The following is an 11,910-nucleotide window of genomic DNA, read 5'->3' as shown; positions in this document are numbered from 1 at the left end:
TGGTGATCGTATTGATCGAAAACGATCGATACGATGGTGGGCGTAGAGTGTGCGGCCTCGGGATCACGCTCGCGCGGGCCCGTGGATCGTTCGACCGGCCTTGCCTCAGGGGGAACCGATGCGACTGCACGTGGACCGGCGCCATGAGCGGGTACTGGAACTCGTCCGTGAGCGGGGCAGCATCCGGGTCTCCGAACTCGCCGCGGAACTCGGCGTCTCGGCCGTCACTCTCAGGCGTGATGTGGAGGCGCTCGCCGCCCAGGGCCGGGTGCGGCGGCTGCACGGCGCGGTGGTGTGGCCGGGGGACGCGGCCGGCGAAGTGGGGGAGCGGCCGCAGAGCGCCGAGAGCGTGGTGATCGGAATGATCGTCCCGACCGCGAACCACGTCTTCGCCGACATCGTCCGCGGCGCCCGCGAGGCGGTGGCGGCTCAGGGCGGCCGCCTGGTCCTCGGGGTGTCCGGCTATGTCGACACCGAGGACCCGGTCCAGGCCGAGCACCTCCTGTCCGGTGGCGCGCAGGGACTGCTCGTCGCGCCCAGCTGGTCCGGCGGTGTTCCCGAGAACGGCCAGGAGAAGTGGCTGCTGGACCACGATGTGCCCGCCGTCCTGGTCGAGCGGCTGGCCCCGCCCGGCAACCCCGCCGCGGTACTCGACCGGGTGCGCTCCGACCGGGCCCACGGCGCCGCCGTCGCCGTCGGCCACTTCGCGGCACTCGGCCACCGCAGGATCACCGCCGTCCTGCAGGAGGGCCCGCACGCCGACCAGATCACCGCCGGCTACCAGTCGGCGGTGCGGGCGCTGGGCCTCGACGCGGACAAGGGCGCCCCGACCGTGCGCGAGCACGGGGACTACGAGGCCGGCGTCGACCATCTCGTCGCGGCGGTGAAGAAGCGTGGCGTCACCGCCGCGCTGGTGCACAGCGACGAGGACGCGATCGTGCTGGTGCCGCGGCTGCAGGCGTGCGGCATCCGGGTGCCGGACGACCTGGCGCTGATCGCGTACGAGGACGAGGTCGCCGGCCTCTCCGACGTACCGCTCACCGCGATCGCGCCGCCCACGCGCTCGGTGGGGGAGCTGGCCGCCGGGCTGCTGCTGCAGCGGCTGGCCGAACGCCGCAGCGGGCAGAAGCCCGGGCCGCGTCAACACCTTGATCTGCTCCCGGAGTTGAGGATCCGCTCGTCTTGCGGCGCCACACCGATCGCCGAGTGATCGATCGGCGATCGGTGTGATTGTTTCGCGCGAACGCTCTTGAGGTCGCGCCGGAGGAGTTGACGCGCTCGGCGTGAACGACCTGTCGACCCCGTTCAGCGAACCGTCGCCGAAGAGTTGGTGGGACGGTGACCCCGGCGGATCCGACATTTGTTCGGTGAGTGCCGGTCTGCATACGATCCGGCTGCCGCCGCAGTCGAGGAGTCCCGCATGCCACCCGCCCGACACCGCATCCTGTACGTCACCGACCTCGCCTACCAGGCACGCGGACGCCGCTACTGCGACGAGGACATCTTCCTCACCTCCCGCCTGCGGGACGACTTCGACCTCGCCCTGTGCCATCCCCGGCACGCGGCCGCGCTCATGGACGCCTTCGACGCGGTCGTCGTCCGCAACAGCGGTCCGGTGCTGACCTACCAGGACGCGTACGACGCCTTCCGCCGACGCGCCGCCGCCGCCGCCGGCGGAGTGCGCGTGTACAACCCGCTCTCCGGCAAGGCGGACATGGCGGGCAAGCAGTACCTGCTCGACCTGACCGTCGCCGGGTATCCGGTCATCCCCACGGTGGACCGCGTCGAGGAACTGCGCCTCCTGCCCGAGGCCGACCGGTACGTCGTCAAGCCCAAACTGGGCGCCGACTCCATAGGGCTGCGGATCGTGTCCGCGGCGGACCTGCGCGCGTCGGTCGACGGGGCGGTCCTCGTCCAGCCTTATGTCGATTTCGCCTACGAGGTCTCCTTCTACTTCGTCGACCACGACTTCCAGTACGCCCTGTACGCGCCGCACCCCGACCGCCGCTGGCAGCTGGAGCCGTACGAACCCGCCGACGGCGACCTGGAGTTCGCCCGGCGCTTCATCGAGTGGAACGGCATGGGCCACGGCATCCAGCGCGTGGACGCCTGCCGTGCGCCTGGGGGCGAGCTCCTGCTGGTGGAGCTGGAGGACCTCAACCCCTATCTGTCGCTGGACGCTGTGGACGACACGCGACGGGACGCCTTCGTCGCCGCGATGAAGGCGTCCCTGCACCGTTTCCTCGCCACGGAGGCCTGACCGAGACCGCGCGCGCTCACCCCAGCCGGACGGTGATCCTCTGCGTGACGCCCTTGGTGGGGCTCAGGTCCCCGAAGGCGAGCTTCAGCGTGGAGCCCGTCGTTGCCGCGGTCACGGTGGACGGCTTGGAGAGCACCAGAAATTGACCCCGGTGAAGCCGAGCGAGGGAACGGCCACGCCTTGCTGGTCGTTGGCGTTGGCGAGCACGGTGAGCCACGGTCAGAAAGCCGTGACGTGACCAACGAGTCGTCATGACGGCGCTTCCTGGCAGGGTGACCCTCAAACGCTCAATAGGAGGTATCGAAGTGATCGTATGGATCGTTTGCTGAAGCAGGGTCGCCCCGGCCCCCACGCCTTCCGCTGAACCGGCCGGACGGCATCCCCGTATGACTCCTCGGGGGAATGGCGAAGCCCGTGCAGACGGGACGGAAGGAGAGCGGTGTGCCCACACGGCCCGATCCTGCGCAGCCCGACGATGGCCCGGCCCTGGAACCGATCCGCGTGCTGCGCCCCCGCCGCACCGACGCCCTGGCGGAACTGTTCAAGGAGTGGGAGGAGAACAAGGGCGGCTACGAGAGCGTGGCCCTGCCCGCAACCCTGCCCGGCACCGAGGATGCGACGCAGGAACTGCCGCCCTTCGCCGAGGACGGCAAGAGCCCGTCACGTGGCGGCGGCGTCCGAGCCGGGACGACCGCGTCCGGCCCCGGATTTCGCCGCACCGCCGTCGTGGTCGCCGTGACGGCGGCCGCGGTCATCGGCTTCGGCGGGGCTCTGCTGCTCCCCGGACGCGGTGACGATGCCGAGGCCCGGACACCGGCTCCCTCCGCGGCCTCCTCCGCACCGGCCGAGCCCGCACCGACCGCCTCGGACGCCCCCGGTTCCGGTGATCGGGATGGTCCGGGCGGCCCTGCCGCCTGTACCGCGTCCTTCCGGACCGTCTCCTCCTGGCAGGGCGGTTACCAGGGCGAGGTGACGGTGACGAACGCGCCCGCCTCCGCCGTCTCCGGCTGGACCGCGACGGTCGTACCGTCCCACGGTGCCCGCCTCACCCAAGTGTGGGACGGCACCCTCACCAGGTCCGCGGACGGCCGGGCCACCGTCGCCAACGCGTCGTGGAACGGCAGACTGGAGCCCGGCGCGAGCGTCAAGTTCGGCTTCCTCGCCGACACTTCGGCGGCCGGCGACCCGGCGGCGACGGTCACCTGTGCGGCTACGGCCGAGGGCCCTGGCGATGACTGAAGCGTCCTGACGGCGACTCGGGCGCGGCGGGATCAGCGCCCGTGGTCGACCAGCGCCTGGGACACCGCGCGCACGCTGCGGGCGATGTGCTGCAGTTGCATGACCTCCGCCGCGTACAGCTTGATGGTGTGCTCGATGACCGACTCGGGCATGCCGAGCGACGGCAGGTCGGCCCGCGCGGTCTGCAGCGCGGTGCGCGCGACCCGGATCTCGTTCTGGACCTGGATCTGGGCGTGGCGCGCCAGCAGGACGGGGTGGCGGATCAGCGCGGGGTAGCTGGCGTAGCGGGCCGGCACCAGGTCACGCAGCCACTTGGCCGCGGAGCGTTCCCAGTCGTAGGAACCGGGGGTCTTGACCTGGCACGGCCAGTCCGGGCTGATGCGCGTGGTCGTCAGTTGCATGGTCATCGCTTCCGGGTGTGCGGCGTCGTTCGGGGTGTCCGACGGGGTCGGGGCGGCCCCGGCCTAGGGGATGACCGGGGCCGCCGCCACGGGCGCTCGCGCATGCGATGCCCGACCGAACAGCCCGAGCGCCGACGCGGGTAGGAGACGGCGGCTACGGGTGTTCGCGAAGGAGCCCGGGAAGACAGACGGTGTTCGCACGGCGGATGGGGTGACGTGCACATGAACGGACCGGCTGCTTTCTGCGGGCGGGTGGTGCGGTGTGAAGTATTTATATATGCCGTCCGCTTTGCAAGAAGCATGAAAACATTCATGCGTGATTTGATGTGAATGATGCCCCTGTGGCCTGCTTTGACGGGGCGGATTACGGCCGTGAGGCGGCCGCTGCGGAGGGGTCAGTCCCGGAGGAAGAACTGGTGCTGGTCGGAGATCTGCTCGTACTCCTCCAGCCGCGCCTGTGTCCGCTCCGGGTCGGCGTCGGTCATGGCCTGCAGCAGCGCGGCCGCCATCACGCCGGGCGCGGCGTAGGAGTCGAAGACCAGCCGTGAGCCGGTGCCGGTGGCGAAGACGACGTCGGCGGTGTCGGCCACCGGCCCGAGCGCCAGGTCGGTGACCAGGGCGACCCGCAGCCCGGCGCTGCGCGCGACCCGTACGGCCGTGAGCGTCTCCTGGGCGTGCCGCGGCATGGAGAACGCCAGCACCCAGGTGCCGCCGGCCTCGCGCGACTGCAGCAGCGCGTCGTAGGCGACGCTGCCGCCCCGGGTCACCAGCCGCACGTCCGGGTGGATACGGCGCGCCGCGTAGGCGAAGTACTCGGCGAGCGACGCCGAGATGCGCAGCCCCAGGATGGTCAGCGGGGTCGACTGCGACAGTTTGCGGCCGATGTCGATCACCTGGTCGGGGTCGGCGAAGTCGCGCCGCAGGTTCTCCAGGTTCTCCAGCTCGGCGTCCACCGCGGCCTGCAGCTCGTTGGCGCCGTTCTCCTCGGCCGCCGCCGGCCCTCCGGCGAGGGTGCCCAGGGCGATCGACTGGAGCTTCTCCCGTAGCGCGGGGTAACCACTGAAACCGACCGCCGCGGCGAACCGCGTCACCGACGGCTGGCTCACGCCGACCCGCTCCGCCAGATCGGTGATCGAAAGGAACGCGGCCTCCGTGATGTGCTCGATCAGGTACTGGGCGATGCGCCGCTGCCCAGGCGACAGCCTCGGCTGGTCGAAGAGCTCCCTGAGCTGGGAAGTCGGGGATGCCTCGGCCTCCGGAGCCGTCTTGCCCGAGGTGATCGCGGATGCCTGCGCACGTGCCTGCTGGGGCGATGACACCGGTGCGCCTCCTTTGTCTCCCACAGTGCTTCAACATAGCTCACACACTGTGGCGAACGAGGTTGCTCCGAGCGGCAACGCTCAGCGGCGATAGATCATGATCGAATGGCCGACCGTATCGATCGAACGACTGGTCTCGATCAATTCGGCCAACGGCCCGGTCGCCTTGGCCACGGAAGAGTCGGACACGACCAGCAGCCCCCGCACTTCGTCGACCGGCACCTTGCGTGGATCTGCGGCGCGGATGCCGTAAGCGGACGGCACCCCACTGCCCTTGTACACGAGCCACACCCGCTCGCCCCGATACCGCTCGCGCAGCCGGTCGGCCAGCCGGCCGAGGTCCTGACCCCAGTCCACGTTGGAGTCGTGCAACCGCAGATGCGTCTTGTCCGGACCGCCGAACGCCTCGTTGGAGTACGGCAGGTAATAGGGGTACGTGCGCAGCGAACTGACCGCGACGAACAGCGCCAGCACGCCCACCACGACCCGCGACCAGCGCCACCGCCCGGCGACCGCGCAACCAGCCGCCACCGCCAGGAACATCGGCACGAAGACGGCGTACCGCGTGCCGAAGTCCCGCGACCCGAGCATGGCCGACGCCAGCAACACCCCGGTGGGCACCAGCAGATACGGCGCCACCGGCCGCAGCCGCCGTACGGCGAGCAGCGAGACGGCACCCGCCGCCCACAGGGCCAGCATGCCGAGCGGCGTCTTCACCAGCAGCGCGGCCGGCAGGTAGTACCAGAGCGAGCCGGTGTAGAGACGGCCGAAGAGAAAGCCCTGCCACGGGTAGTTCTCGAAGCCGAACTGGATCCGCATCCCGTCCCGGTACGCCTCCGGGAACGGCAGCAGATCCACGGCCGTTCCCCGCAGCCCGTGCACGACGGGCACCGACTGCTCTGGCGTCCAGCGCAACCGCGGATCCACCACCAGGTACGAGAGCCATACGACCGCGATCGCGGCCAGCGCCACGACAACGGCGCCCGCAACCGCGCGCACGAACGGCCCGCGAACGAATGGCCCCCGCATGAATGCCCCACGACGCACGAATGCCCCACGCCGGGTTCCGTCGGACGGCCTTGCGCACCACACGGACACACCCGCGAGTGCCATCAGTACCGGGACCGCCGACAGCGCGCTCATCTTCGTGGCCAGGGCCGCACCCAGCGCCACCCCGGCGAGCGGCACATACCAGCGCGGCCGGCGGCGGGCCCGCCACAACAGCCAGACCGACGTCAGCAGGAATCCGGCCGCCGGCACGTCCAGTGTGGCCAGCGAGCCGTGCGCGATCACGTCGGGGGAGAAGGCGTACAGGCCCAGCGCCGCCAAACCGCCCGCCGCGCCGGCCACTTCACGGGCGAAACTGAAAACGATCAGTCCGAACAGAAGCGTCAAAACGATCACGGGCAGTCGGGCGAACAGCATCAGCCGCCACGGATCGTTCCCGGACTCGTACAGCAGATGCCGCCCCAGCTCGCCCTGATCGCCGCTGAACGAGGGATCGACGTGCGGATCGGCCAGGGCCACTCCGACGCCGATGGCCAGCTTTCCTAGCGGCGGATGCTCCGGGTTGTGACGCAGGCGGTGCTCACTCAGATACTCGGCCGCCGTGCCCACGTACACGGGTTCGTCGATCGTCGGGGTCTGCTGCACGGCCGTCGTCACCATCGCGACAGCCATCTGTCCGAGCAGCACGGCCACGAGGAGCGGCACGAGCAGGCGGCGGGCGGACCGCCGCCAGGGGAGACCGCCAGGCGTGTCGGGTGTTCCGGGCGTGACGGGCGCGCCGGATGCGTCAGGCTTCTGAGGGAACGCCTCAGGGGCCGGGGCCGAGTGCTGTTCGAGCGCCATCATCCGCTCCGCGGCGCCGTCGGCCCCACGGCGGCGGGTGGTGAGGGAGAGCCGGCGCATGGGCCCACTCTGCCTCACCACCCGCCGGGGACGCCGTTACCGCTTGAGGAGTCGTACCGACAGACCTTCCGTCGTGTAGACGGGTACGGCCCGCAGCGTGTCGGAGTTCAGCTCCACCCGGTGGAACTGACCACACAGCTGCGACGCCTCGATGACGGGAACCGTGGTCCCCGCGACCGGCGGGCGCTCGGCGTCGAGCCGCAGCGACAGCACGCTGCCCCGGCCCAGCACCACCCGGCGGGACACCTCGAGCGCCGGACCGTGGTGCTTGCGCAGCAGCAGCTCCAGGGTCGTGTCGCCCTCCTGGACGAATGAACCGCGCACCCGCACAACCTGGTCGGCGCGCAGCGTGCCGCCGACGACCCGCACATCGCCCTGCCCGAGAGCGCACGCCGACCCGGCGACCAGCACGCCGTCCTGGACCACCGTGCCGCCGTGGTAGCGGTTGTGCCCCGTCAGCGTGAGCGTCCCGGTGCCGCGCTTGGTCAGACCGCCCTCGCCGCGAATGTCGTTGCGCCAGGTGTCGGCCGCGCCGAAGCCCCCGGCCGCCGCGTCCAGCGTGACGGTCACATCGGCGTCGAAGGCGCCGTAGCCGTCGGCGGCGGCGAACAGGTTGAGCCGCCCCCACTGCTCGAAGCCGTCCAGCAGCACGTACCCGGCGGGCAGCGCGGTCGTCCGCAGCACCTCGCGGCGCTGGGCCGCGTCCAGATACGGCTGGCGCGTCTCCAGCAGCACCTCGGCGCCCTTCGGCACGGCGAGCGGCTCGTCGCGGCCGTGGCGGGTCAGCACATACGTCAGCTTGGGCTCGACCGTGCGGGCGTTGGCACCCCGGTCGGCGTACGGGTCGCTGTCGGTGCCGGTCGAGTGGGCGTACGCGTACAGGGTGTCGGCCGTCGTGCCGGTCCGCTGGGTGAAGTACGCCAGGGCCTGGGCGCGGGCCGCCGCCTTGAGGTCGGCGTTGGCCGGATCGGCCAGGGCAGCGGCGGCCAGGGCGGTGGCCATGATGCGGCCGCCGAGGACGTCGACCGTGGAGTGCATGCCCGCCACGATGCGGGTGTGGCTGAGCTCGAAGGCGCGGGTCACCAGCTCCTGGAAACGCTCCGGCACGGCGTAGGCGTACGCCAGGGCCGCCAGGTGCAGGGCGTTGGTGTGCCCGCTGGGGAAGCCGCCGTCGTCGGCCGCGGTCTCGCCGCGCTGGCGCAGCAGCTGCGGAGCGACGACCACCTCCGACTCGTAGACCGGGAAGCCGAGCGCGTCCTTCCTGCCGGTGTCGACGACCTCGCTGTCCTCGTTCATGCGCCACGGACGCGGGTACTGGAAGGCGAACTTCGCCGGGTTGCCGGAGGCGAACGGACCGCGCACGGTGTCGACCAGCCTGGCCACCCTGCCGAGCTCCGAGTCGTACGAACCGGCGCCGATCGCCGACCCGGCCGGGGCGTCCGCGGGCACGGCGTCGCTGATCTTCCCGGCGGGGGTGCCGTCCGGCGCGGCGGTGATCGAAGTGACCGCCTTGGCACCCGACTTGTACAGGTCGGCGAGCGGACCGAGGCCGGCGATCACCGAGTAGCTCTGGTGCTGGCGGTCGACGATGAACGATTCCTTCGCCTGGGCGTCCGTGCGCGCGGCGGTGATCCGGGCGCAGTAGCGCATGTTGGCGCGCAGCACCTCGGGCATCAGCGGCGTGCCGGTGTTCCAGGCGCCGCCGGTCTTCCACACCTTCGCGAAGCCGCCCAGGATCCGGATGACGGCGTTGGTCTCGGGCGTCTGGTTCGCCACGACGTTGGTCTTGTAGTCGTCGACGAACGGAAGAGCACCCGGGGTGGCGGCCTTCGCGTCCGCGGCTGCCAGCCAGCCGGCGAAGGTGGGTGCGGCCAGCACACCGGCCGAGGCGCCCAGGGACGTCTTGAGGAAACCCCTTCGGTCAACGGCGCGTTCACGGACCGACGCGGGGGAGCGGTGCCCGGCTGATGACGGCATGCGTCTGCCTCTCTGGAGTTCTTCGGCCGTACGGCCGGGGAGATCGAATGGATCGAGTGGACCGACTCGACCGAAGTGCGCATTCGAGGCGAAGAGAGAGCCGTCCGTGGCACAGGAAGTGGTCGAGTCGTACGAGCGAAGATCTACGGGCGGGTTGTGTCGGAGCCGGGATGGCCCGGCGTCCGGCGGATGTCACAGGAGTGAACGAGCGAGCGCCACCGCCCCCTCGACCGGCGGCCGCGCGAGCGGCTGCGGCCGGGCCCCCGGCACACGGTCGGCGAGCGCGGACGTGAAGGCGTCGTAGAGGAGCGGCTGGGCGAGGACGGTGCTGCCCGCGACGACGACGTCGTCCACCGCGACCCCGCGTGCGGCGAGCAGTGCCACGAGTGCGGCCAGCGCACGGCCGCCCTCGTCGATCACCGCACGCGCGAGGGGTGAGCCGGTCTCGGCGGCCGCGAAGACCACGGGCGCGTGCCGGCCCCACTCCGCGGAGATGTCCTTGGCGCTCTCCAACGCCGCGCCGAGCGCGGGCACTTCGGCGACCCCGAACGCGTCGAGGAGCCCGAGCGCCAGGGCGTCGGGCTCCTCCCCGCAGTCGTGGGCCGCCCAGACGGCCCGCGCGGCCTCGCGGACGAGACCGGCCGCGCCGCCCTCGTCGCCGAGCACCGCGCCCCAGCCGCCGACCTGCACGGGGGTGCCGTCGGCCAGCCGCCCCACCGCGACGGAACCGGTGCCGGCCACGAGGCCGACGCCCTTGTCCAACCCGGCGGTGGGTACGAGGAGTTCGGCATCGCCCACGACCAGCGCGGGCGCGTCGAAGTGGAGTTGCAGCGCGGTACGGATCTGGGTGCACTGGCGAGGCGTCTCGCAGGCGTGTCCGCCCAGCGCCAGCGCGGACGGGCGGGCACCCGTGGGCAGGGCGTCGGCGACCAGCGCGGCCAGCCAGCCGGCGGCGGCCACGGGGTCGTGCGGCCGCCAGCCGCTGCTCGTCCGGACGTGATCGGCGACCAGGGCGTCCCCGGCACAGGCCCGGAGATGCGTCTTGGTGCCGCCCACGTCGATACCAACCACGAGTGGCGTGGTTTCCTGCACGGTTCCTCTTTCGTCGTTGCGCAGCGCGATGACGGCGGGCGAACCGTGCCGAGCGCTCCGCCGGCGCAGCCCCGCACACCCCTTCGGGGCGCTGCGGGAACCGCCGCGGACTTCGCTCGGGAAAGCGGGCGTAAAAGATCGGGAAGCCCCGGGACGGGCCTCGTGCGGAACACGGCAGGCGAGTACCGTGCAGTTCGTTAGGAAGTTAACTAACGAAGTAGGGTGCGCGTCAAGAGGCGCGGAAACCCGATGCCGAACGACCTTTGGCGGCCCTGGCGGCGCAGGGGAAGTCCCGGGGGCGTTCCCGTGTCGGCCGGTGCGGCGAGACCGCGTGCCGGGCGGCGTGGGAGCCTCGCCGGACTCCCCGGCGCCGTCCGGCCACCGCAGCATCACCTGGGGAGAGCATGGACCTGAGCGAGAGCGCGCGTGCGGTGTTCGCCGTACTGGCCGCGGCCGGCAGCGCGACCCGGCCGCAGCTCGCGAGCCTGGCGGGCCTGTCGAAGCCCACCGTGTCCGCCGCCGTCGCCGAGCTGGAGAACGCCCGCCTGGCCGCCCACTCCGGCACCGCCTCCGGCGGCACGGGCCGTACCGCCGCCGTCTACGGTCTCGGGCCGGCCGCCGGTGCCGTGCTCGCCGTGGACCTCGGCCCCGCCCTGACCCGGGTGCGCGGCTGCGCCCTGGACGGCACCCTGCTCGCCCAGGCCACCGGGACCCGGGAGGAGGCCGCCGACGTGGTGCGCGAGGCACTGGACGCGCTGCCCGCCGACGCCCCGCTGCGCACCGTCGTCGTCGCCGTCGGCGACGTCACCGCACGCGAGAAGGAGGGTGCCCGGATGCGCCCCGCCACGGCCAAGGCCGGCCCCGTCTTCGACGCCATGGCCGTCGCCCTGCCGCCGGGCGTTCCCGTCCACCTCGAGAACAACGTCAACTGCGCCGCGCTCGCCGAACTGCACGAGGGCGCCGCGCGCGGCCGGCGCACCTTCGGCTACCTGCGGATCGGCGTCGGTATCGGCCTCGGCATCGTGGTCGGCGGTGAGGTGCTGCGCGGAGCCAACGGCGCCGCCGGTGAGCTGGCCCGGCTGCCCTATCCCTGGGACGACGGCCGCGAGCCGCGCCACGAGGCCCTGGAGGAGTACATCGGCGCCCGCTCCCTCCTGCGGCGGGCGGCCGAGGGCTGGGCGGACGAGGACGGGCCGTGCCCGCGCAGCGCCGAGCAGCTCTTCGCCCTGGCCGGGGAGGGGCGGCCGGCGGCACGCGCCGTGATCGGCCGCCATGCCACCGACATCGGCCGTCTCGCCGCCGCCGTGACCGCCGTACTCGACCCCGGACTGATCGTGCTGGGCGGCAGCACCGGCGCGGACCCGCAGATACTGCCCGGTGTGCGGGCGGAACTCGCCCGGCTGAGCTGGCCCACCGAAGTCGTCAGCAGCACGGTCGGTGACCTCGGCACGGTCGTGGGCGCCGCCCGGCTCGCGGTCTCCCGAGGAGTCCAAACCGTGACCGAGGCCGCGGGGGCGAAGGATTGACGGCCTCCGACTCGATCTGCCAATGTCCGGACAAGCGCTTTCTAAGTCGGCCGGGACGCCGGCTTGGGTGGAGCATCCCGCCCGTACGCGAAGTACGGCAGTCGCACGAGGGCGAGCTTGTGCGACGACGGCCCTTCTTGGCCGGGGATCCCACCTGTGAAGGCGACGCGGCCGGGCGAGGCCGC

General features: G+C 72.0%; 10 protein-coding genes. 4 read left to right on the top strand and 6 right to left on the bottom strand.

The features are described from left to right. The first annotated feature begins 118 nt into the window (after positions 1-118). Together ACIBU0_RS34405 and ACIBU0_RS34400 are read left to right on the top strand one after the other, a co-directional pair. Complete coding sequence (locus ACIBU0_RS34405; protein ID WP_398826529.1) at positions 119-1,210, top strand: LacI family DNA-binding transcriptional regulator; 1,092 nt, start codon at positions 119-121, stop codon at positions 1,208-1,210. A 210-nt stretch (positions 1,211-1,420) separates the two neighbouring features. Continuing rightward, positions 1,421-2,260: a hypothetical protein gene (locus ACIBU0_RS34400; RefSeq protein ID WP_398826527.1), complete on the top strand. Its 840-nt coding sequence runs from the start codon at positions 1,421-1,423 to the stop codon at positions 2,258-2,260. A 111-nt stretch (positions 2,261-2,371) separates the two neighbouring features. Here ACIBU0_RS34400 and ACIBU0_RS34395 read toward each other — a convergent pair whose 3' ends face one another. Continuing rightward, on the bottom strand, positions 2,372-2,437 hold the full coding sequence (locus ACIBU0_RS34395) for a hypothetical protein (RefSeq protein WP_398826668.1): 66 nt from the start codon (positions 2,435-2,437) through the stop codon (positions 2,372-2,374). A 264-nt stretch (positions 2,438-2,701) separates the two neighbouring features. On the opposite strand from ACIBU0_RS34395, the gene ACIBU0_RS34390 reads away from it, so the two are divergent. Beyond that, a complete protein-coding gene (locus ACIBU0_RS34390; RefSeq protein ID WP_398826525.1) occupies positions 2,702-3,499 on the top strand; it encodes a cellulose binding domain-containing protein in 798 nt (265 codons plus the stop codon). Between the two features lie 32 nt (positions 3,500-3,531). Here ACIBU0_RS34390 and ACIBU0_RS34385 read toward each other — a convergent pair whose 3' ends face one another. From ACIBU0_RS34385 to ACIBU0_RS34365, 5 genes are all read right to left on the bottom strand, one after another. Then, positions 3,532-3,906, bottom strand: coding sequence for a hypothetical protein (locus ACIBU0_RS34385; protein WP_398826523.1), 375 nt, complete (start codon positions 3,904-3,906; stop codon positions 3,532-3,534). Between the two features lie 389 nt (positions 3,907-4,295). Then, positions 4,296-5,219 (bottom strand): MurR/RpiR family transcriptional regulator, encoded by a 924-nt coding sequence (locus ACIBU0_RS34380; RefSeq protein WP_398826521.1) that lies wholly within the window; start codon positions 5,217-5,219, stop codon positions 4,296-4,298. A gap of 81 nt (positions 5,220-5,300) precedes the next feature. Continuing rightward, on the bottom strand, positions 5,301-6,899 hold the full coding sequence (locus ACIBU0_RS34375; RefSeq protein ID WP_398826666.1) for a phospholipid carrier-dependent glycosyltransferase: 1,599 nt from the start codon (positions 6,897-6,899) through the stop codon (positions 5,301-5,303). A 267-nt stretch (positions 6,900-7,166) separates the two neighbouring features. Continuing rightward, positions 7,167-9,107 carry a phosphatase PAP2 family protein gene (locus tag ACIBU0_RS34370; RefSeq protein WP_398826519.1) on the bottom strand — a complete coding sequence of 647 codons (1,941 nt, stop codon included), beginning with the start codon at positions 9,105-9,107 and terminating at the stop codon, positions 7,167-7,169. Positions 9,108-9,299: 192 nt separating this feature from the next. Then, entirely contained in the window at positions 9,300-10,199 is a 900-nt protein-coding gene (locus tag ACIBU0_RS34365; RefSeq protein ID WP_398826517.1) for an N-acetylglucosamine kinase, read from the bottom strand. A gap of 404 nt (positions 10,200-10,603) precedes the next feature. Here ACIBU0_RS34365 and ACIBU0_RS34360 point away from each other — a divergent pair, with 404 nt between their 5' ends. Further along, complete coding sequence (locus ACIBU0_RS34360) at positions 10,604-11,725, top strand: ROK family transcriptional regulator (protein ID WP_398826515.1); 1,122 nt, start codon at positions 10,604-10,606, stop codon at positions 11,723-11,725. Positions 11,726-11,910 lie beyond the last annotated feature (185 nt).

Source organism: Streptomyces sp. NPDC049627 (assembly GCF_044465645.1).
Classification (GTDB): Bacteria; Actinomycetota; Actinomycetes; order Streptomycetales; family Streptomycetaceae; genus Streptomyces.
This window is presented reverse-complemented; position numbering and strand designations above follow the sequence as displayed.

What these genes read in the sequence shown, in the direction of transcription:
- ACIBU0_RS34400 (WP_398826527.1), top strand. Translation starts at nt 1,421, where the DNA reads ATGCCACCCGCCCGACACCGCATCCTGTACGTCACCGACCTCGCCTAC.
- ACIBU0_RS34385 (WP_398826523.1), bottom strand. Translation starts at nt 3,906, where the DNA reads ATGACCATGCAACTGACGACCACGCGCATCAGCCCGGACTGGCCGTGC.
- ACIBU0_RS34370 (WP_398826519.1), bottom strand. Translation starts at nt 9,107, where the DNA reads ATGCCGTCATCAGCCGGGCACCGCTCCCCCGCGTCGGTCCGTGAACGC.
- ACIBU0_RS34360 (WP_398826515.1), top strand. Translation starts at nt 10,604, where the DNA reads ATGGACCTGAGCGAGAGCGCGCGTGCGGTGTTCGCCGTACTGGCCGCG.
- ACIBU0_RS34405 (WP_398826529.1), top strand. Translation starts at nt 119, where the DNA reads ATGCGACTGCACGTGGACCGGCGCCATGAGCGGGTACTGGAACTCGTC.
- ACIBU0_RS34375 (WP_398826666.1), bottom strand. Translation starts at nt 6,899, where the DNA reads ATGGCTGTCGCGATGGTGACGACGGCCGTGCAGCAGACCCCGACGATC.